Below are 25,194 nucleotides of genomic sequence, written 5' to 3'. Positions count from 1 at the left end.
CGAAAAGGATCGCGGACAGATTGAACGCCAATAGGCAGTACACTACTTACTTATTAAGCTTACCTAATGTTACTAACACAATGTGACAAACACGGTAACACTTTATCTCACCCTATTTGGAACGTGCGGCACATCACTCGATGATAAGACCAACCACAATCCATACCAGTTTGCCTGATGATCATAGCGAGTTGGAACCACCTGATCCCATCTCGAACTCAGTAGTGAAACGACTTAGCGCCGATGGTAGTGTGGGGTTTCCCCATGTGAGAGTAGGTCATCGTCAGGCTTCTAATGCAAAAGGCCAGTTGAGTAATCAACTGGCCTTTTCTTTTATAACGCTGACCTATCCCTGCGGGATACGGTCATAGTGATGCATGACATCCGTGTCATGCAGGTCTTCGACCCGCCGCCGTCCCTCCGGCGCCCAACATCGTTCCAGACGATTTTGTCAGGCTTCAGGCTTCTAATTAAAGCGCCTCGATCGGAAACGGTCGGGGCGTTTTACTATGTGCCGCTAAAAGTCTTACATGAGAAAACCCGTTTTTTATTGTACGGGGTTTAACTCCGGAATCACTCGCCACGTCCAGTGGCTCGGCCTTCGGCCAGTATAAAGCTTCCAAAATATGATCCCGTCAGATTTGTCCTTGTCCCTTCCTCTGCGGACCGCGGTCGTACTTATCCGATCCAGACAGATTGTCCAGCCTTCTCATCGAAGAACTCGTCTCGCTAACCCTGCACCGGTTTTTCGACTCTTATCAACAAGGCGACAATGCTAGACTTCTCCTTGAATTTCTAACAGTGATTCATCAGTGTTTTCGGTTTTCACACAACTTTGAGAAGCAAGATTTCGTTCAATAGTACGCTATTCATCACGCTTTCATTCCGTTTGCACTGATAATTTACACAATATCTACTTGGTATGCTTTAACGCGCTATAATTGTCCTTTAATGAAAGAAAAAGCTGAAATATCAATAGTTTATAATGAATTGATAATGTAACTTGGTTAAATCGGTGAAACGGCAGGTTAAAAAGAGCGCAAATGGATAAACTGGAACCCGATTACTTAAGCGATAGCCTGCTTTATCTCTGCCTTCACTATGGTATTTCAACAACCCGTGATGCTTTGGTGTCAGGCCTACCATTGGTCGACAATCGATTATCCCCCTCCTTGTTTTCTCGTGCTGCAGATAGAGCAGGGCTTTCTGCCCGTATAGTAAAGAAACCGTTAGAGCGCATGCACAGGTCTTTATTACCCAGCATTTTGTTACTAGAAGAAGAGCAGGTTGCCATTCTCGTGGGCTGGGACGAAAGAAGTGATTGCGCTCATGTTGTTTACCCGGAGCTTTCCGAGTCTGCCGTAAAAATCCCTAGAGCTGAGTTGGTCGATAAGTACATCGGTACTGCAATTGTAGCGAAACCAAAGTTTAGGTTTGATGAGAGAACCCCAGAAATCAGTCACTCGACAAGGGAACATTGGTTTTGGCGTGTATTTAAAGAGAACCTTCCAATTTATCGGGATGTGTTAGTTGCTGCGCTGTTAATTAACGTCTTCGCTTTGGCGCTCCCGCTTTTTACCATGAACGTGTATGACAGAGTGGTACCGAATTTTGCTCAAGAAACATTGTGGATGTTGGCGATTGGTGTAGCGTTAGTTATTTTGATGGACTTGTTATTAAAGTCCATGCGTGGCTATTTTCTGGATTTATCGAGCAAGCGTATAGATATCAAATTATCCGCAAAAATTATGGAACAAGTGCTTGGGATGAAAATGTCGGCTCGCCCAGCTTCCGTCGGCTCATTCGCTTCCAACTTACGATCCTACGAGTCTATACGTGACTTTATAACATCGATGTCGCTAGTAGTCGTTATAGACTTACCGTTTGTTATCGTTTTTCTCATTGTTATTGGTTGGATTGCACCGCTAATGGTTGTTCCTGTCTTGGTAGCAGTACTAGCCATTGTTTCATACAGCATTTTCTTAAAAAAGCGTATGGAGGAATTAACGGAGACCACATATCGGGCTGCAGCGCTAAGAAATGCAACATTAATTGAAAGTCTTGTCGGTATAGAAACGTTAAAGACTATGGCCGCCGAAGGTGTTATGCAACGGCGTTGGGAAAGTACCGCAAACTTTCTCGCTCGTATTGGTTTAAAGCAGCGTTCACTCGCTTTATCCAATACAAATGTTGGCGCGTCTGTTCAGCAATTATGTTCGGTGTCAGTGGTGGTGCTCGGGGTTTATCTCATTTCATTCGGGGAGTTAAGTATGGGGGGGCTAATCGCGTGCTCCATGCTGGCGTCGCGAGGTTTAGCGCCACTCGGGCAAGCTGCAGGCTTGATGTTGCAATATCACAATGCTCGAACATCCCTAGAGTCATTAGACGATATTATGGGGTTGCCGCTCGAACAGCCTAGGGATGCTAAATTTTTATCACGGAATACGCTAAAGGGTGACATTGAATTTAAAGGAGTCAGTTTTACTTACCCTGGAGAGGAAACTCCAGCATTAAATAATGTGTCCTTTAAAATTCAGCCAGGCGAAAAAGTAGCTGTTCTAGGTAGAATCGGTTGCGGCAAAACAACTTTAGAAAAATTAATTCTAGGCTTGTATGCACCTGATAGCGGAACCATTTTGATCGATGGTGTGGATATTCGCCAGCTTAACCCTGCTGAATTACGCCAACAGATAGGGTATGTCCCACAAGATGTCACGCTGTTTTATGGTACCTTGCGAGAAAACTTGGTGCTCGCACACCCGTATGCAGACGATGCGGCTATTGTCAGGGCATCAGAATTGGCGAGCCTCACAGAATTAGTTAACGCTCACCCCAAAGGCTTTGATATGGCGGTGGGTGAGCGAGGTGAGTCGCTATCGGGTGGGCAACGAAAAGCTATCGCGTTAGCGAGAGCTGTCATTCACGATCCGCCCATACTACTGATGGACGAACCAACAGGCTCAATGGATCATTCGACCGAAGCTCAGGTTACTAAAAATCTAGTTAAATTTGTCGAAGATAAAACGTTATTGGTTGTCACGCATAGAACCGCGTTGTTAGACATGGTGGATAAAATTATTGTTGTCGATGGCGGCCAGATTGTTGCTAATGGACCTAAAGATACTGTCGTCGAAGCTTTGCGTAGTGGCCGGATTGGGAGGAGTAGTTGATGTCTGCTACCGAAATTCCAAAAGCTCCTAAGTCTAAAAGTCAGGTTAATTCTGAAAGAAGCCACTCTTTTTTTCAGCAAGTTAAAGGCATGTTCATTGGAAAGTTGGGCGGTGAGGAGGACGGCGAGCTGCTAGGTTGGCAAGCTGATTCCGAAAAAGCATATTTAGAACAAGATCCCATTAAAACACGAGTAATGTTATACGCTGTAAGCGTTTCAGTCTGTCTCTTGATTCTGTGGGCAGCCATTGCTGAAGTACATGAAGTGACGCGAGGCGAGGCTAAAGTCGTACCGTCTCGACAAGTACAAATTGTACAGTCTTTAGACGGTGGCGTGCTGACTGATATATTAGTTCGAGAGGGACAAATAGTTGAAAAAGGGCAGCTGTTGTTTCAAATAGATCAAACACGGTTTGCGTCGTCATTGAGAGAAAAAGAAATTGAAATGATTGGTCTGCAAATTCGCGCAGCTCGGCTACAAGCGGTAGCAGAGGGGCAGCCATTTGAAGTTGATGCACAGTATCAAGAACAATTTCCATCAGTTGTTGAGCAGGAAATCCAGCTTTACGAAAGCCTTCGAGCGGAGCTGCAAAGTGAAACCAGGATCGCAGAAGAACAATTGAGTCAGCGTAGGCAAGAAAAGCAAGAAGTTAAGGCAAAAATAACACAATTAGAAAATGGTTTTTCATTAGCCGATAAAGAACTGCGTATGACACGACCATTAGTACAATCTGGTGCTGTTTCAGAAGTCGAATTGCTTCGATTGGAACGGGACGTCTCCAATTTGCGAGGGGAACTAAATCAAGCAAGGGCGCAGGATCAGCGTTTAGTCAGCGCAATTTCAGAAGCGGAACGTAAAATTGATGATGTCGTGCTAACCTTTACTAATGCTATTCGCGAAGAACTATCGGATGTTACAACGCGAATCAACGCGCTACGTGAGTCGAACCTAGGACTGTCAGATAAAGTAAAACAAACGGCTATACAGTCTCCCGTAAAAGGCACGGTAAAGCGACTTTATTATAATACGCTTGGTGGTGTTGTCTTGCCGGGCAAAGAAGTTGTTGAAATTGTTCCGCTCGATGACACATTACTACTGGAAGCGAGAATACGCCCCCAAGATATTGCGTTTCTTCGCCCAGGCCAGGACGCGATAGTAAAATTTACTGCCTATGATTTTGTGGTATACGGTGGTTTAGAGGGAGTGGTTGAGCGCATTGGCGTGGATACGTTGACCGATGAAGATGGAAATCCATATTACAATGTTCATGTGCGAACACTGGAGTCAAGCTTGGGCGATGACAAACCTATTATTCCGGGTATGGTTGCTGAGGTGGATATCCTTACCGGCCAAAAAACGATCTTAGCCTACATAATTAAACCTGTTTTGCGTGCAAAGCAGTATGCATTGACAGAGCGATGACAGAACACCTATTTATAACACCCACAGGAAAAGCTCACTCGCATTGGATCGAAGTATTTCCAGACTCTAAAATTCAGTTTAGTTTCTCGGAAGTCTACGAAATCAATGCGTTTTCTGTAGTGTGGGTGGAATGGCCCAAAGGTTTAGAAGAGCGTCATTACCACGAGTTGGAGAGCTTAGTCAGTACCGGCAAGCCAGTAGTTGTGTTGAGCGCAAACCCAAATGAGCAGCAAGCCAAAACAGCCGTTTCATTAGGTGCAAAAGGGTATTGCCATAGCTATGCAACCACTAGTCAATTACAAGATGTGGCGTTGGTGGTCACTAGTGGAGGCCTCTGGTTGGGGCCGGACCTAGTGCAAAAAGTTTTGTTTGGCGCTCGGGTTGCTGGGGCGCAAAAGGCGGACACAGACGTTAGTGAACGGTTGAAAGAGCTGACCAAGAGAGAACTTGCCGTTGCAAGGGCCGTCGCTATAGGTCACACAAACAAAGAGATCTCCATGTTATTGGGGATTGGCGAAAGAACCGTCAAATCCCATCTATCTATCATTTTCCAAAAGGTCCAGGTTAGAGATCGCGTTCAGCTGGCTTTATTGCTAAATGGTATAGATTTCCCTTCTTCTTAAAATATTTAGTCTTCCAACTAGTACTTTAGTACGATTTTTTAGAGGGCTCGAGCGGTAGAATCTGCTACAACTCGAAAACTCTCTAGGAATCACAGATGGCAGATTTAGCAGCAATCGCGACAGTAACCGCAATCACCGGACGAGCATTTGTAAAAGACGAGAATGGGAAAACCCGGGAACTTGCTGTCGGCGATATATTGCGAAAAGGGGACGTAATCGTTACCGAAGCGGGTAGCTCTGTGGAGTTAGAGACTGCCGATGGCGAGGCTATCGCCCTTCAAGAAGCGCAAGAAGTTACTGTCAGTGAAGATATGTCATCTCAGTCTGCATCGGACCGGCAAGATAGCGAGGTCGCTGAGTCAACAATCGAGACTGTGCTTCAGGCGCTAGAATCTAACGAAGACCTAAATCAGGTATTGGCTGATACCGCAGCAGGCGGCGGTGCTGCGAGCGAAGGTCACAGTTTCTTGCGTTTGTCTCGGATTTTGGAGACTTTAGAAACGACTTCCCTCAACTTGAGTGAAAATGACACAACGGTTGCGCCTATCCTTGATACTGATGCGGTGCAGGGTGGAGAGGCAAATTCTGAAGATACAGCGACGCCACCAACAACTCCCCCAGGTAATTCAAATCCAATACTTGGAGCAGATACGTCAGTAGATGTCGTCGAAAATACATTGGGAGTTGGTAGCTTCCCGGCAACAGATGTCGACTCAGACACCATCATTTATAGCTTGTCAGGTGCCGATGCGGCGCTATTCCAAATTGATGCCTCAGGCAGCCTCAGTTTTATAACTGCGCCAGATTTTGAATCCAACCCCGGACCTTTCGATGTCACAATCATAGCCAAGGATGATGGCGAGGGGAATTTAACGGCCTCTCAAAACATCACCGTCAACGTCACCAATGTCATTGAAAATACAGCTCCCGTCTTGGGCTCGGACGCAATTGCCGACGTACCGGAGAATTCGAGTTTTGTTGGAAATTACGCCGCTACAGATGCTGATGGCGACAACATTACATACACGCTCGGTGGTGCTGACGCAGCATTGTTCCAAATTGATTCGAACGGCAACTTAAGTTTTATTACCGCGCCGGATTTTGAATCTAATCCCGGTCCTTTTGATGTCACCATTACCGCCACTGATGATGGGGAAGGAAACCTTAGCGCTACCCAAAATATCACCGTCAATGTTACTAACGTTACTGAAAATACCGCGCCGCTACTAGGTACCGATGTCACCGTTGATGTAACCGAGAATACTGTGTCAGTTGGAAATTATGCTGCTACTGATGCAGAAGGTGACAACATCACATACTCGTTAAGCGGGGCCGACGCTGCCCTATTTGAAATCGATACCTCCGGTAACCTACGTTTTATCTCTCCACCAGATTTTGAAACAGATCCAGGTCCTTTTGATGTAATAGTAACCGCGACTGACGACGGTGAAGGAAGTCTTTCTTCATCGCAAAATATCATCGTGAATATTCAAGATGCCAGCGAGAATGGCCCGACTATCACCGTGACCGCGATTGATGTGACCGAAGAAAGTGTCGCCGCCGGTGATGTCATTGCGTCGTTCACGGCCACCGATCCTGATGGCGATGCACTGACCTACCAACTGTTAAATAACAGTGACAATTACTTTGTATTGAACGGTACGAACGTCGAATTGACCGCAGCGGGCGTCAACGCGATTAATGATGATGTGCTAAATCTCACCAGTTTAACCATTGAAGTTGAAGCCAGTGACGGTACCAATACCGCGAGCGATTCGGATACCTCAATCGTCACCCGCGTGAACGATAACGCCCCAACGATCACCGTGACCGCCTCCGATGTGACGGAAGAAAGCGTGGCGGTAGGTGATGTCATTGCCTCGTTCACGGCTACCGATCCTGACGGTGATGCCCTCACGTATCAGCTGCTCAACAATACGGATGGGTACTTTGTTCTGAATGGTACCGATGTCGAATTGACTGCCGACGGTGTCGACGCGATTAATGACGATGTCTTGAACCTCACCAGTTTAACCATCGAAGTTGAAGCGAGTGATGGTACCAACACCGCGAGCGATTCGGATACCTCAACCGTTACCCGCGTGAATGACAACGCCCCGACGATCACCGTCACCGCGAGTGATGTGACGGAAGAAAGCGTCGCTGTTGGCGATGTGATTGCCTCGTTCACGGCCGCGGATCCGGATGGAGATGCCCTCACGTATCAGCTGCTCAACAATACGGATGGGTACTTTGTTCTTAACGGCACCGATGTTGAATTGACTGCCGACGGTGTTAACGCGATTAATGATGACGTATTGAATCTCACCAGTTTAACCATTGAAGTTGAAGCCAGTGACGGCACGAACACCGCGAGCGATAGTGATACCTCAACCGTCACCCGCGTAAACGATAACGCCCCAACCATCACCGTCACGGCGAGTGATGTGACGGAAGAAAGTGTGGCGGTAGGTGATGTCATTGCTTCATTCACGGCAGCGGATCCTGACGGTGATGCACTGACCTATCAATTACTCAACAACGGCGACAATTACTTTGTTCTGAATGGTACCGATGTCGAATTGACTGCCGACGGTGTCGACGCGATTAATGACGATGTCTTGAACCTCACCAGTTTAACCATCGAAGTTGAAGCGAGTGACGGCACCAACACGGCCAGTGATTCGGACACATCCAACGTCACGCGGGTGAACGACAACGCCCCGACGATCACCGTCACCGCGAGTGATGTGACGGAAGAAAGCGTCGCTGTTGGCGATGTGATTGCCTCGTTCACGGCCGCGGATCCGGATGGTGATGCCCTCACGTATCAGCTGCTCAACAATACGGATGGGTACTTTGTTCTTAACGGCACCGATGTTGAATTGACTGCCGACGGTGTTAACGCGATTAATGATGACGTATTGAATCTCACCAGTTTAACCATTGAAGTTGAAGCCAGTGACGGTACGAATACGGCCAGCGATAGCGATACCTCAACCGTTACCCGCGTGAATGACAACGCACCAACGATCACCGTCACCGCCTCCGATGTGACGGAAGAAAGTGTGGCGGTAGGTGATGTCATTGCCTCGTTCACGGCTACCGATCCTGACGGTGATGCCCTCACGTATCAGCTCCTCAATAATACGGATGGGTACTTTGTTCTTAACGGCACCGATGTCGAATTGACTGCCGACGGTGTTAACGCGATTAATGATGACGTATTGAATCTCACCAGTTTAACCATTGAAGTTGAAGCCAGTGACGGCACGAACACCGCGAGCGATTCGGATACCTCAACCGTTACCCGCGTGAACGACAACGCGCCAACCATCACCGTGACCGCCTCCGATGTGACGGAAGAAAGTGTGGCGGTAGGTGATGTCATTGCTTCATTCACGGCAGCGGATCCTGATGGCGATGCACTGACCTATCAATTACTCAACAATACGGATGGGTACTTTGTTCTGAATGGTACGGACGTCGAGCTGACAGCGAATGGCGTCGCGGCGATTAATGATGACAGCCTAAACTTAACGTCCCTCAGTATAGAAGTTGAAGCGAGTGATGGTACCAACACCGCCAGCGATTCGGATACGTCCAACGTTACCCGTGTGAACGATAACGCGCCAACGATCACCGTCACCGCGAGTGATGTGACCGAAGAAAGCGTCGCTGTTGGCGATGTGATTGCCTCGTTCTCGGCTACCGATCCTGACGGTGATGCCCTGACTTACCAACTGCTCAATAACAGCGACAATTACTTTGTATTGAACGGCACCGACGTTGAATTGACCGCAGCGGGCGTCGCCGCGATTAATGATGATGTCTTGAATCTCACCAGTTTAACCATCGAAGTTGAAGCCAGTGACGGTACGAACACCGCCAGCGATAGTGATACCTCAACCGTCACCCGCGTGAACGATAACGCCCCAACGATCACCGTGACCGCGAGTGATGTCACGGAAGAAAGTGTGGCGGTGGGCGATGTGATTGCCTCATTCACGGCCACCGATCCTGACGGTGATGCACTCACGTATCAGCTCCTCAACAATACGGATGGGTACTTTGTTCTGAATGGCACCGATGTTGAATTGACCGCAGCGGGTGTCGCGGCAATTAATGATGATGTCTTGAACTTAACGTCACTGACGATCGAAGTTGAAGCGAGTGACGGTACCAACACCGCGAGCGATTCGGATACGTCAACCGTTACCCGCGTGAACGACAACGCCCCAACCATCACCGTCACGGCGAGTGATGTGACGGAAGAAAGTGTCGCGGTAGGCGATGTCATTGCCTCGTTCACGGCGGCGGATCCGGACGGTGATGCGCTCACGTATCAGTTGCTCAACAATACGGATGGGTACTTTGTTCTGAATGGCACCGATGTTGAATTGACCGCAGCGGGTGTCGCGGCAATTAATGATGATGTCTTGAGTCTGACGTCACTGACGATTGAAGTTGAAGCGAGTGACGGTACCAACACCGCGAGCGATTCGGATACGTCCAACGTCACCCGCGTAAACGATAATGCCCCAACCATCACTGTCACTGCTACCGATGTGACGGAAGAAAGCGTCGCTGTTGGCGATGTGATTGCCTCGTTTACGGCCGCGGATCCGGATGGCGATGCACTGACTTACCAACTGCTCAATAACAGTGACAATTACTTTGTTCTCAACGGCACCGATGTTGAATTGACCGCAGCGGGTGTCGCGGCAATTAATGATGATGTCTTGAGTCTGACGTCACTGACGATTGAAGTTGAAGCGAGTGACGGTACGAACACGGCCAGCGATAGTGATACCTCAACCGTCACCCGCGTAAACGATAACGCCCCAACCATCACCGTCACGGCGAGTGATGTGACGGAAGAAAGTGTCGCGGTAGGCGATGTCATTGCCTCGTTCACGGCAGCGGATCCTGACGGTGATGCACTGACCTATCAATTACTCAACAACGGCGACAATTACTTTGTTCTGAATGGTACCGATGTCGAATTGACTGCCGACGGTGTCGACGCGATTAATGACGATGTCTTGAACCTCACCAGTTTAACCATCGAAGTTGAAGCGAGTGACGGCACCAACACGGCCAGTGATTCGGACACATCCAACGTCACGCGGGTGAACGACAACGCCCCGACGATCACCGTCACCGCGAGTGATGTGACGGAAGAAAGCGTCGCTGTTGGCGATGTGATTGCCTCGTTCACGGCCGCGGATCCGGATGGTGATGCCCTCACGTATCAGCTGCTCAACAATACGGATGGGTACTTTGTTCTTAACGGCACCGATGTTGAATTGACTGCCGACGGTGTTAACGCGATTAATGATGACGTATTGAATCTCACCAGTTTAACCATTGAAGTTGAAGCCAGTGACGGTACGAATACGGCCAGCGATAGCGATACCTCAACCGTTACCCGCGTGAATGACAACGCACCAACGATCACCGTCACCGCCTCCGATGTGACGGAAGAAAGTGTGGCGGTAGGTGATGTCATTGCCTCGTTCACGGCTACCGATCCTGACGGTGATGCCCTCACGTATCAGCTCCTCAATAATACGGATGGGTACTTTGTTCTTAACGGCACCGATGTCGAATTGACTGCCGACGGTGTTAACGCGATTAATGATGACGTATTGAATCTCACCAGTTTAACCATTGAAGTTGAAGCCAGTGACGGCACGAACACCGCGAGCGATTCGGATACCTCAACCGTTACCCGCGTGAACGACAACGCGCCAACCATCACCGTGACCGCCTCCGATGTGACGGAAGAAAGTGTGGCGGTAGGTGATGTCATTGCTTCATTCACGGCAGCGGATCCTGATGGCGATGCACTGACCTATCAATTACTCAACAATACGGATGGGTACTTTGTTCTGAATGGTACGGACGTCGAGCTGACAGCGAATGGCGTCGCGGCGATTAATGATGACAGCCTAAACTTAACGTCCCTCAGTATAGAAGTTGAAGCGAGTGATGGTACCAACACCGCCAGCGATTCGGATACGTCCAACGTTACCCGTGTGAACGATAACGCGCCAACGATCACCGTCACCGCGAGTGATGTGACCGAAGAAAGCGTCGCTGTTGGCGATGTGATTGCCTCGTTCTCGGCTACCGATCCTGACGGTGATGCCCTGACTTACCAACTGCTCAATAACAGCGACAATTACTTTGTATTGAACGGCACCGACGTTGAATTGACCGCAGCGGGCGTCGCCGCGATTAATGATGATGTCTTGAATCTCACCAGTTTAACCATCGAAGTTGAAGCCAGTGACGGTACGAACACCGCCAGCGATAGTGATACCTCAACCGTCACCCGCGTGAACGATAACGCCCCAACGATCACCGTGACCGCGAGTGATGTCACGGAAGAAAGTGTGGCGGTGGGCGATGTGATTGCCTCATTCACGGCCACCGATCCTGACGGTGATGCACTCACGTATCAGCTCCTCAACAATACGGATGGGTACTTTGTTCTGAATGGCACCGATGTTGAATTGACCGCAGCGGGTGTCGCGGCAATTAATGATGATGTCTTGAACTTAACGTCACTGACGATCGAAGTTGAAGCGAGTGACGGTACCAACACCGCGAGCGATTCGGATACGTCAACCGTTACCCGCGTGAACGACAACGCCCCAACCATCACCGTCACGGCGAGTGATGTGACGGAAGAAAGTGTCGCGGTAGGCGATGTCATTGCCTCGTTCACGGCGGCGGATCCGGACGGTGATGCGCTCACGTATCAGTTGCTCAACAATACGGATGGGTACTTTGTTCTGAATGGCACCGATGTTGAATTGACCGCAGCGGGTGTCGCGGCAATTAATGATGATGTCTTGAGTCTGACGTCACTGACGATTGAAGTTGAAGCGAGTGACGGTACCAACACCGCGAGCGATTCGGATACGTCCAACGTCACCCGCGTAAACGATAATGCCCCAACCATCACTGTCACTGCTACCGATGTGACGGAAGAAAGCGTCGCTGTTGGCGATGTGATTGCCTCGTTTACGGCCGCGGATCCGGATGGCGATGCACTGACTTACCAACTGCTCAATAACAGTGACAATTACTTTGTTCTCAACGGCACCGATGTTGAATTGACCGCAGCGGGTGTCGCGGCAATTAATGATGATGTCTTGAGTCTGACGTCACTGACGATTGAAGTTGAAGCGAGTGACGGTACGAACACGGCCAGCGATAGTGATACCTCAACCGTCACCCGCGTAAACGATAACGCCCCAACCATCACCGTCACGGCGAGTGATGTGACGGAAGAAAGTGTCGCGGTAGGCGATGTCATTGCCTCGTTCACGGCAGCGGATCCTGACGGTGATGCACTGACCTATCAATTACTCAACAACGGCGACAATTACTTTGTTCTGAATGGTACCGATGTCGAATTGACTGCCGACGGTGTCGACGCGATTAATGACGATGTCTTGAACTTAACGTCACTGACGATCGAAGTTGAAGCGAGTGATGGTACCAACACCGCGAGCGATTCGGATACGTCCAACGTCACCCGCGTGAATGACAACGCGCCAACCATCACCGTCACGGCGAGTGATGTGACGGAAGAAAGTGTGGCGGTAGGCGATGTGATTGCCACGTTCACAGCCGCGGATCCTGACGGTGATGCGCTGACTTACCAACTGCTCAATAACAGTGACAATTACTTTGTTCTCAACGGCACCGATGTCGAATTGACTGCCGACGGTGTTAACGCGATTAATGATGACGTATTGAATCTCACCAGTTTAACCATTGAAGTTGAAGCCAGTGACGGCACGAACACCGCGAGCGATAGTGATACCTCAACCGTCACCCGCGTAAACGATAACGCCCCAACCATCACCGTCACGGCGAGTGATGTGACGGAAGAAAGTGTGGCGGTAGGTGATGTCATTGCTTCATTCACGGCAGCGGATCCTGACGGTGATGCACTGACCTATCAATTACTCAACAACGGCGACAATTACTTTGTTCTGAATGGTACCGATGTCGAATTGACTGCCGACGGTGTCGACGCGATTAATGACGATGTCTTGAACTTAACGTCACTGACGATCGAAGTTGAAGCGAGTGATGGTACCAACACCGCGAGCGATTCGGATACGTCCAACGTCACCCGCGTGAATGACAACGCGCCAACCATCACCGTCACGGCGAGTGATGTGACGGAAGAAAGTGTGGCGGTAGGCGATGTGATTGCCACGTTCACAGCCGCGGATCCTGACGGTGATGCGCTGACTTACCAACTGCTCAATAACAGTGACAATTACTTTGTTCTCAACGGCACCGATGTCGAATTGACTGCCGACGGTGTTAACGCGATTAATGATGACGTATTGAATCTCACCAGTTTAACCATTGAAGTTGAAGCCAGTGACGGCACGAACACCGCGAGCGATAGTGATACCTCAACCGTCACCCGCGTAAACGATAACGCCCCAACCATCACCGTCACGGCGAGTGATGTGACGGAAGAAAGTGTGGCGGTAGGTGATGTCATTGCTTCATTCACGGCAGCGGATCCTGACGGTGATGCACTCACGTATCAGCTCCTCAACAATACGGATGGGTACTTTGTTCTGAATGGCACCGATGTTGAATTGACCGCAGCGGGTGTCGCGGCAATTAATGATGATGTCTTGAACTTAACGTCACTGACGATTGAAGTTGAAGCGAGTGATGGTACCAACACCACGAGCGATTCGGATACGTCTAACGTTACCCGCGTAAACGACAACGCACCGACTATCACCGTGACCGCCTCCGATGTGACGGAAGAAAGTGTGGCGGTAGGTGATGTGATTGCCTCGTTTACCGCGGCGGATCCGGATGGTGATGCACTGACTTACCAACTGCTCAACAACGGTGACAATTACTTTGTATTGAACGGCACCGACGTAGAACTCACGGCAGCGGGCGTCGACGCGATTAATGACGATGTCTTGAACCTCACCAGTTTAACCATCGAAGTTGAAGCGAGTGACGGTACGAACACGGCCAGCGATAGTGATACCTCAACCGTCACCCGCGTAAACGATAACGCCCCAACCATCACCGTCACGGCGAGTGATGTGACGGAAGAAAGTGTCGCGGTAGGCGATGTCATTGCCTCGTTCACGGCAGCGGATCCTGACGGTGATGCACTGACCTATCAATTACTCAACAACGGCGACAATTACTTTGTTCTGAATGGTACCGATGTCGAATTGACTGCCGACGGTGTCGACGCGATTAATGACGATGTCTTGAACTTAACGTCACTGACGATCGAAGTTGAAGCGAGTGATGGTACCAACACCGCGAGCGATTCGGATACGTCCAACGTCACCCGCGTGAATGACAACGCGCCAACCATCACCGTCACGGCGAGTGATGTGACGGAAGAAAGTGTGGCGGTAGGCGATGTGATTGCCACGTTCACAGCCGCGGATCCTGACGGTGATGCGCTGACTTACCAACTGCTCAATAACAGTGACAATTACTTTGTTCTCAACGGCACCGATGTCGAATTGACTGCCGACGGTGTTAACGCGATTAATGATGACGTATTGAATCTCACCAGTTTAACCATTGAAGTTGAAGCCAGTGACGGCACGAACACCGCGAGCGATAGTGATACCTCAACCGTCACCCGCGTAAACGATAACGCCCCAACCATCACCGTCACGGCGAGTGATGTGACGGAAGAAAGTGTGGCGGTAGGCGATGTCATTGCTTCATTCACGGCAGCGGATCCTGACGGTGATGCACTCACGTATCAGCTCCTCAACAATACGGATGGGTACTTTGTTCTGAATGGCACCGATGTTGAATTGACCGCAGCGGGTGTCGCGGCAATTAATGATGATGTCTTGAGTCTGACGTCACTGACGATTGAAGTTGAAGCGAGTGACGGTACCAACACCGCGAGCGATTCGGATACGTCCAACGTCACCCGCGTAAACGATAATGCCCCAACCATCACTGTCACTGCTACCGATGTGACGGAAGAAAGCGTCGCTGTTGGCGATGTGATTGCCTCGTTTACGGCCGCGGATCCGGATGGCGATGCACTGACTTACCAACTGCTCAATAACAGTGACAATTACTTTGTTCTCAACGGCACCGATGTCGAATTGACCGCAGCGGGTGTGGCCGCGATTAATGACGATGTCTTGAACTTGACGTCACTGACGATTGAAGTTGAAGCCAGTGACGGTACGAACACCGCGAGCGATAGTGATACCTCAACCGTCACCCGCGTAAACGATAACGCCCCAACCATCACCGTCACGGCGAGTGATGTGACGGAAGAAAGCGTCGCCGTTGGCGATGTGATTGCCTCGTTTACGGCCGCGGATCCGGATGGCGATGCACTGACTTACCAACTGCTCAATAACAGTGACAATTACTTTGTTCTCAACGGCACCGATGTCGAATTGACCGCAGCGGGTGTCGCGGCAATTAATGACGATGTCTTGAACTTAACGTCACTGACGATCGAAGTTGAAGCGAGTGATGGTACCAACACCGCGAGCGATTCGGATACGTCCAACGTCACCCGCGTGAATGACAACGCGCCAACCATCACCGTCACGGCGAGTGATGTGACGGAAGAAAGTGTGGCGGTAGGCGATGTGATTGCCACGTTCACAGCCGCGGATCCTGACGGTGATGCGCTGACTTACCAACTGCTCAATAACAGTGACAATTACTTTGTTCTCAACGGCACCGATGTCGAATTGACTGCCGACGGTGTTAACGCGATTAATGATGACGTATTGAATCTCACCAGTTTAACCATTGAAGTTGAAGCCAGTGACGGCACGAACACCGCGAGCGATAGTGATACCTCAACCGTCACCCGCGTAAACGATAACGCCCCAACCATCACCGTCACGGCGAGTGATGTGACGGAAGAAAGTGTGGCGGTAGGCGATGTCATTGCTTCATTCACGGCAGCGGATCCTGACGGTGATGCACTCACGTATCAGCTCCTCAACAATACGGATGGGTACTTTGTTCTGAATGGCACCGATGTTGAATTGACCGCAGCGGGTGTCGCGGCAATTAATGATGATGTCTTGAGTCTGACGTCACTGACGATTGAAGTTGAAGCGAGTGACGGTACGAACACGGCCAGCGATAGTGATACCTCAACCGTCACCCGCGTAAACGATAACGCCCCAACCATCACCGTCACGGCGAGTGATGTGACGGAAGAAAGCGTCGCTGTTGGCGATGTCATTGCCTCGTTCACGGCCGCGGATCCTGACGGCGATGCACTGACTTACCAACTGCTCAATAACAGTGACAATTACTTTGTCCTCAACGGCACCGATGTCGAATTGACCGCAGCGGGTGTGGCCGCGATTAATGACGATGTCTTGAACTTGACGTCACTGACGATTGAAGTTGAAGCCAGTGACGGTACGAACACCGCGAGCGATAGTGATACCTCAACCGTCACCCGCGTAAACGATAACGCCCCAACCATCACCGTCACGGCGAGTGATGTGACGGAAGAAAGTGTCGCGGTAGGCGATGTCATTGCCTCGTTCACGGCAGCGGATCCTGACGGTGATGCACTGACCTATCAATTACTCAACAACGGCGACAATTACTTTGTTCTGAATGGTACCGATGTCGAATTGACTGCCGACGGTGTCGACGCGATTAATGACGATGTCTTGAACTTAACGTCACTGACGATCGAAGTTGAAGCGAGTGATGGTACCAACACCGCGAGCGATTCGGATACGTCCAACGTCACCCGCGTGAATGACAACGCGCCAACCATCACCGTCACGGCGAGTGATGTGACGGAAGAAAGTGTGGCGGTAGGCGATGTGATTGCCACGTTCACAGCCGCGGATCCTGACGGTGATGCGCTGACTTACCAACTGCTCAATAACAGTGACAATTACTTTGTTCTCAACGGCACCGATGTCGAATTGACTGCCGACGGTGTTAACGCGATTAATGATGACGTATTGAATCTCACCAGTTTAACCATTGAAGTTGAAGCCAGTGACGGCACGAACACCGCGAGCGATAGTGATACCTCAACCGTTACCCGCGTGAACGACAACGCCCCAACCATCACCGTCACGGCGAGTGATGTGACGGAAGAAAGTGTCGCGGTAGGCGATGTCATTGCCTCGTTCACGGCAGCGGATCCTGACGGTGATGCACTGACCTATCAATTACTCAACAACGGCGACAATTACTTTGTTCTGAATGGCACCGATGTTGAATTGACCGCAGCGGGTGTCGCGGCAATTAATGATGATGTCTTGAGTCTGACGTCACTGACGATTGAAGTTGAAGCGAGTGACGGTACGAACACGGCCAGCGATAGTGATACCTCAACCGTCACCCGCGTAAACGATAACGCCCCAACCATCACCGTCACGGCGAGTGATGTGACGGAAGAAAGCGTCGCTGTTGGCGATGTCATTGCCTCGTTCACGGCAGCGGATCCTGACGGCGATGCACTGACTTACCAACTGCTCAATAACAGTGACAATTACTTTGTCCTCAACGGCACCGATGTCGAATTGACCGCAGCGGGTGTGGCCGCGATTAATGACGATGTCTTGAACTTGACGTCACTGACCATTGAAGTTGAAGCCAGTGACGGCACGAACACCGCGAGCGATAGTGATACCTCAACCGTCACCCGCGTAAACGATAACGCCCCAACCATCACCGTCACGGCGAGTGATGTGACGGAAGAAAGCATCGCTGTTGGCGATGTGATTGCCTCGTTTACGGCCGCGGATCCGGATGGCGATGCACTGACTTACCAACTGCTCAATAACAGTGACAATTACTTTGTTCTCAACGGCACCGATGTCGAATTGACCGCAGCGGGTGTGGCCGCGATTAATGACGATGTCTTGAACTTGACGTCACTGACGATTGAAGTTGAAGCCAGTGACGGTACGAACACCGCGAGCGATAGTGATACCTCAACCGTCACCCGCGTAAACGATAACGCCCCAACCATCACCGTCACGGCGAGTGATGTGACGGAAGAAAGCGTCGCCGTTGGCGATGTGATTGCCTCGTTTACGGCCGCGGATCCGGATGGCGATGCACTGACTTACCAACTGCTCAATAACAGTGACAATTACTTTGTTCTCAACGGCACCGATGTCGAATTGACCGCAGCGGGTGTCGCGGCAATTAATGATGATGTCTTGAGTCTGACGTCACTGACGATCGAAGTTGAAGCGAGTGACGGTACCAACACCGCGAGCGATTCGGATACGTCAACCGTTACCCGCGTGAACGACAACGCCCCAACCATCACCGTCACGGCGAGTGATGTGACGGAAGAAAGTGTCGCGGTAGGCGATGTCATTGCCTCGTTCACGGCAGCGGATCCTGACGGTGATGCACTGACCTATCAATTACTCAACAACGGCGACAATTACTTTGTTCTGAATGGCACCGATGTTGAATTGACCGCAGCGGGTGTCGCGGCAATTAATGATGATGTCTTGAGTCTGACGTCACTGACGATTGAAGTTGAAGCGAGTGACGGTACGAACACGGCCAGCGATAGTGATACCTCAACCGTCACCCGCGTAAACGATAACGCCCCAACCATCACCGTCACGGCGAGTGATGTGACGGAAGAAAGCGTCGCTGTTGGCGATGTCATTGCCTCGTTCACGGCAGCGGATCCTGACGGCGATGCACTGACTTACCAACTGCTCAATAACAGTGACAATTACTTTGTCCTCAACGGCACCGATGTCGAATTGACCGCAGCGGGTGTGGCCGCGATTAATGACGATGTCTTGAACTTGACGTCACTGACGATTGAAGTTGAAGCCAGTGACGGTACGAACACCGCGAGCGATAGCGATACCTCAACCGTCACCCGGGTAAACGACAACACGCCAACGATCACCGTCACCGCGAGTGATGTCACGGAAGAAAGTGTGGCGGTAGGCGATGTCATTGCTTCATTCACGGCAGCGGATCCTGATGGCGATGCACTGACTTACCAACTGCTCAATAACAGTGACAATTACTTTGTTCTCAACGGCACCGATGTCGAATTGACTGCCGACGGTGTTAACGCGATTAATGATGACGTATTGAATCTCACCAGTTTAACCATTGAAGTTGAAGCCAGTGACGGCACGAACACCGCGAGCGATAGTGATACCTCAACCGTCACCCGCGTAAACGATAACGCCCCAACCATCACCGTCACGGCGAGTGATGTGACGGAAGAAAGTGTGGCGGTAGGTGATGTCATTGCTTCATTCACGGCAGCGGATCCTGATGGCGATGCACTGACCTATCAATTACTCAACAACGGCGACAATTACTTTGTTCTGAATGGCACCGATGTTGAATTGACCGCAGCGGGTGTCGCGGCAATTAATGATGATGTCTTGAGTCTGACGTCACTGACGATTGAAGTTGAAGCGAGTGACGGTACGAACACGGCCAGCGATAGTGATACCAGCACTGTTATTCGTATTAACGATGCGCCTATTCTAGATCTCGATGCAAATAACAGCACAGCAACAGGCTCTGATTTCGTTACTTCATTTACGGAGGGTGGTTCGCCAGCGTTTATTGCTGATGTTGATATTGCTATTTCGGATGTCGATGATACCCAAATAGAAAGTGCGACTATTACCGTTCAAAGTGTTGAAGCTGGTGATCTGTTAATCGTAGGTTCGTTACCAAGCGGTATTTCAGCCTCCGCATATAACCCAACGACCGGAGAAATCACGCTAATCGGGTCTGCTTCGCTGGCTGACTACCAAACGGCAATTCGCGCTATTCAGTATACCAATGACGGTTCGTCTACAGCGGCAACGCGAGACGTGTCGGTTATCGTGAATGATGGTGACGCGGATAGCAATGTCGCCACAACCACGATTAATGTCACAACTATTCCTACTGTGAGTATTACTGATGTAGCTGTTCAAGAGCCCAGTTCGGGCACCACCACTCTGGTGTTCACCGTGTCAGTAGACGAATTGCTTGCCAGTGATTTGACGTTTGATTACGACACAGCAGACATTAGTGCGCTTGCCGGGGCGGATTACGTTGGCGTTAGTGGTGGTTCGGCAACAATTCTAGCTAACTCAAGTTCAACGACAATCTCGATCACTATTAATAGTGATGCAAACAATTTTGAAGGTGACGAAACCTTCTCTGTCGATTTGTCGAACTTTAATCAAACCGTTAATTATGATGCGAGTGCACATGTAACAACTGATGGCATTCAAGGTATTGGAACCATCGACGCAAACAACGGTGCACCGGTTGCTACCGATGATTCATTTGCAACGACGCCAAATACTGCATTCACAACAGGTAACGTATTAAGTAATGACCAGCTAATTGACAACGCAACCATTTCTTCGGTTGATACAACTGGTGTGAGCGGGACTGTCGTTAACAACGGTGACGGTACCTTTGATTACACTCCGGCTTCTGGTTTTGTCGGCACGGAAACGTTTACCTACACGCTAACGGATTTAGATGGTGAAACTAGTACAGCGACCGTTTCGATTGAGGTGACAAACTCGCTGGTTGTTGGTCCGGATGTTATTAACGTCCCCAACACTAGCTACACAGAAAACGACAGTGCAGTTCAGCTTCTGTCTGGTGTTTCGATCACTGATGCAGATAGCACTAGCTTGTCGTCGGTTGTCGTGGAATTGTCTGGGTACATCCCGTCGCAGGATGTTCTTAGCTACCTCACTTCGGGGACATCTGTCAATGCAAGTGCTGCAACTGATGGCAACACCTGGTCGTTAACCTTAACTGGTGGTGCAGATATCAACGAATATCTCGCGGTACTAAATAGCATCTCCTACGAGAATAGTTCTGAAAACCCCAGTACTGCCGGGCGAACAGTCACGGTGACGGCCTATGATCAAGACTACAATAATGTCTTTGCCAGTGATGCAGGAACGCTTTCCGTGGTTGCGGTTAACGATGCGCCGGTAACAACCGACAATGATGTCTTCACCATTCAAAGTAGTAATGACAACGGCTTAAATATTACAGCGCCAACAGATTTCGATAATGACGATAGCACGTTGGTCATCACCGTTACTGGCCTGCCAACAGGAATTGGTTCAGTGATGATGGCTGATGGTGTTACGCCCGTTACTAATGGGCAAGTGCTTACCTTAGCTGAATTAACATCACTCGTTTTTGATGCGGGCTCAACTCAAGGCACTGACGATTTTACTTACACTGTTAGCGATGGTGATATCACCACAGTTGGAACCACAACGATTGACGTTGGAACGACAAACGCTGATGTCAATACGGTTTACGAAGGCGGGTTATCGGGTGGTACCAGTTCAGGATCCGCTCTAGCTACTGGTAATTTGTTAGATAACGACGCTATTCCAACCTCGGCTATTGATAGTATCGATTTTAACGGTACGACTTATAGTGAAGTTGGCGGCATTATTACAGTCGATACGCCATTAGGTGTTCTGACCGTATATGCCGATAATTCAAATGGTCGCGCGACGGGAGATTATGATTACCAACTAGAGGCTACAGATGGTTCGGGTAATGATGTTACTGAACAGTTTACGTATCAAATTACCAGTGGCTCTCTGACTTACACCGATAATTTGACAATTTCAATTATCGATGATATGCCAATTGCCAATAACTTGTCAGAAGATATTCCTGAATCCGAAGAACAGGTGTTTAATCTTGTTTTTACTTTGGACGTTTCTACTAGTATGAATGCAACAGTCGGTACTACTGGTCAATCTCGACTCGAGCTTGCAAAAGAAGCATTGGTTGCACTAGCGGACGAATATTTTAATCAATCAACACAAGTAAATTTAACTGTTGTGCTGTTCGCAGACGGCGCTCATGAGTTGGGAACCTATAGCGATTTTGCTTCAGCTGAAGCAGCAATAACAGCAATCACTGATAATACACAAACTGCTTACGGTAATGATGTTGGTAGCGGAAACCTGACCAACTCAACTAGCTACAATGATGCACTAAATCTTATTGAAAATGTATTCCAGGACGATTTGTCTACGCAAAGCCCTGCAGACGACGTGCAAAATATATCCTACTTCCTTTCCGATGGAGCAATTACAGCTGATGGTACGCCAATTGGAAATGGGTTCGATACGTTTGTTAATGCAAACTCTATTGACTCCTATTCTGTTGGTATCGGAACAGGTTTGCCATCTGACTTATCAGACCTTAATTTTATCCATAATATTGACTCCTTAGGCGCCGGGAACGGGACCATTGATGATGCATTGATTATTTCAGATGTGTCGCTACTAGAATCTGAATTGTTGAGTACGGTTCCAACCGCCTTTGGTGGCAACATTACCTTTAACGGTTCAATTCCAAATATTTTATTTGGTGCCGATGGTGGCTATGTTGAGTCTATATCACTTGTTCTGGATTCAGGGACTGAGACTTTTACCTTTAATGGTACGAGTATTTCTGGGCCAGCAGGCATCGGGACATTGAATGGTTCGCAGTTGACATTGAGTTCGTCACAACCAGGCGATGGATTCGGTTTTGGTACGTTCACATTTGACTTCGCTGATGGGACCTATCTATTCAGTGCGCCTAATGGTTCTGCGCCTGCGACATTTGATTTTGATTACAGTGTTCTTGATAGTGACGGCGATTCAGCTTCAGCAACCGCGACTATTAATATTGTTGATGATAAGCCGGACGCGAGGGATGATTTAGATACTTATCAATATGTCGGCCAGGTTGTTGAAGGGAATGTGATTAATGGTTTGGACACAGACGGCGGGCCCCGTTTTGGAACGGGCTTTACTCCGTTCGCCAGTCAGGGCGGGGGTATCGATAAAATTGTTGACGATGCGACCGTTACAGAGTTTAGTTTCCGAGGTATTTCAATTGATTTAGATCTTCCTATTTCTTTGGCGCCACCAGCATCCGGCGGTTCTGATTCTGTACTGGTGAATTCCCAAGCGGATATAAACGCATCTGATTTTTCAATTACGTCTTCGGTTGGCGTTTTAGGGTTTGATAATGCCGGTGGTGGTCAAGGTTTAGGCGTCAATGATGGTAGCGGGAACGCAGATGAGATTGATAGTGACGAGCAAATCACCATCACCTGGGATAGTTCGGTATTGCCTTATGGTGTGAGTAATTTGGTACTCACTACATCTGGTTTAGGTGGAAGTGAAGACGCGATTATCAGTGTGTTTGATGTAAACGGTGTCGAAATGAACGGTTCACCAATCACAGCGTCCGGGGGGACTATAGACTTAAGTACTTTTGATAACGTCGGCTCTATAACGATGGGTGCAGCCGTGGGTGACGATTATACACTTGCGACGGTTAGTTATGATCCTGCTCCAGAACCCTATGTTACAACGCCTGCCAGCGGTAGTGATGGTACGTTATCTTGGGTATACAGTGTTGAAGAAGATATAGATGGCAACATTATTGTTCAGGCGACGGTAACGGATAGCAGTGATGGATCCATACTCGTGATGCGCAGTAATGGTTACTACCAGTACATACCAGATCCGGCGAATGCCCCCGTTGAAGAATCTGTTGCTTTTACAAGTGCAGGAAATGTGTTCGCCAGTGATTTAACGCTTAGCGGTTTTAATAGCGGAGGTGGTACAGCAAGTTTAAATTACTCAGTAGATGGGGTAACTATCCAGGGAGGAGCCAACAATGACCGAATTGATGACGGCGAACGCTTAAGCATCGATTTTACATCGGGTGGTGGCAATCCCTTTGGTGTGCAAAATATTCAATTTGGCTATACCAGCATGAGTGGTGGCGAAACTGTTACCTACACAATTTACGCGCTTGATGGTGTTACTGTATTAGGTACAGAGAACTCTGATAGTACTCCCTTTGTACTCTCAGCGGCAGATTACCCCCAAATTGGGCGGGTAGACATCACGGCAGATAATGGTTCATGGGTTCGATTGCAAACCATTACCTACGATGAGCTGCAATCTGCTCCCGTAACCAATGTTGACCCGGTGTTCGTCGATTACACACTAACTGATTCCGATGGCCAATCAGATACTGCACGTTTATCTATCTACAGTATCGATAATGAAATTACCGGTACAGCGGGCGTAGATAATATTTTAGGCAGTTCAGACAATGATGCGATCATCGGTGATGCCGGCAACGATACGTTATCGGGTGGTGACGGCCACGATAATATCTCAGGTGGCGAAGGTCTCGATATATTGGTTGGCGGTCTGGGCGACGATTATCTGTCTGGCGGCACTGGTGCCGATGATCTTCAAGGTGGTCTAGGTCAGGACCATTTAGCAGGTGATGAAGGTGACGATTTACTGGATGGTGGACAGGGCGATGATGTTGCTCTGGGCGGTGACGGTAATGACCAAGTATTCGGTGGCGCTGGTGATGATCGCTTAGAAGGTAATGAAGGTGATGACCAACTGTTTGGTGGTGCAGGAAACGACCAGCTTGAGGGCGGTGACGGTGATGACACGTTGCTTGGAGGTCAAGGTGATGACCAGTTACTTGGCGGTTTAGGCGTCGACGTTTTCAAATGGTCCTTTGCTGACAACGGTTCTGAAGGCAGTCCTGCGGTTGATACTATTTTGGATTTCAATTCGCAGCCGGCTTCAGCCGGAGGGGATGTGCTTGATCTGCGAGACTTGCTCGTGGGTGAGAGTGAAGCGAGCCTGGATGAGTTCCTGTACTTTGAACAACAAGGTGCGAATACAGTTATCTCAATAAGCACCGAAGGCGGATTTGGCGGTGGCTTTGACTCCAATGCTGTTGATCAACAGATCGTGATTGAAGGGGTGGATTTAGTAACGGGTTTTGCGGACCAAAGTGCGTTAATCCAAGACCTGATCAACAACGGCAAGCTGATAACCGACTAAACCTGTCTATACTGAAGAGAGCCCGGTGAAAACGATCGCCGGGCCTGATTCA

The 25,194-nt window shown here is 49.3% G+C and carries 4 protein-coding genes and 1 rRNA gene; all 5 read left to right on the top strand.

Annotation, left to right across the window (positions count from 1 at the left end; all coding sequences use genetic code 11):
* The first annotated feature begins 173 nt into the window (after positions 1-173).
* The 5 genes from rrf to ACZ5NB_RS13285 all read left to right on the top strand — a co-directional run bounded on the left by rrf (position 174) and on the right by ACZ5NB_RS13285 (position 25,142).
* Positions 174-289: ribosomal RNA gene (gene rrf, locus ACZ5NB_RS13305) — 5S ribosomal RNA — on the top strand.
* Positions 290-1,043: 754 nt separating this feature from the next.
* Positions 1,044-3,170 carry a type I secretion system permease/ATPase gene (locus tag ACZ5NB_RS13300; protein WP_460234419.1) on the top strand — a complete coding sequence of 709 codons (2,127 nt, stop codon included), beginning with the start codon at positions 1,044-1,046 and terminating at the stop codon, positions 3,168-3,170.
* A complete protein-coding gene (locus ACZ5NB_RS13295) occupies positions 3,170-4,591 on the top strand; it encodes an HlyD family type I secretion periplasmic adaptor subunit (RefSeq protein ID WP_460234418.1) in 1,422 nt (473 codons plus the stop codon). The genes ACZ5NB_RS13300 and ACZ5NB_RS13295 overlap by 1 nt, the downstream gene beginning before the upstream one ends.
* The gene (locus ACZ5NB_RS13290) at positions 4,588-5,214 is read left to right on the top strand and encodes a response regulator transcription factor (RefSeq protein ID WP_460234417.1); all 627 of its coding nucleotides are present in this window, start codon (positions 4,588-4,590) and stop codon (positions 5,212-5,214) included. The genes ACZ5NB_RS13295 and ACZ5NB_RS13290 overlap by 4 nt, the downstream gene beginning before the upstream one ends.
* Positions 5,215-5,309: 95 nt before the next feature.
* Positions 5,310-25,142 carry an Ig-like domain-containing protein gene (locus ACZ5NB_RS13285; protein WP_464107556.1) on the top strand — a complete coding sequence of 6,611 codons (19,833 nt, stop codon included), beginning with the start codon at positions 5,310-5,312 and terminating at the stop codon, positions 25,140-25,142.
* Positions 25,143-25,194 lie beyond the last annotated feature (52 nt).

The sequence above is a fragment of the Aurantivibrio plasticivorans genome (genome assembly GCF_055392955.1).
Note: the sequence above shows the minus strand (reverse complement) of the source record. Positions and strands in the feature narration are given on the sequence as shown.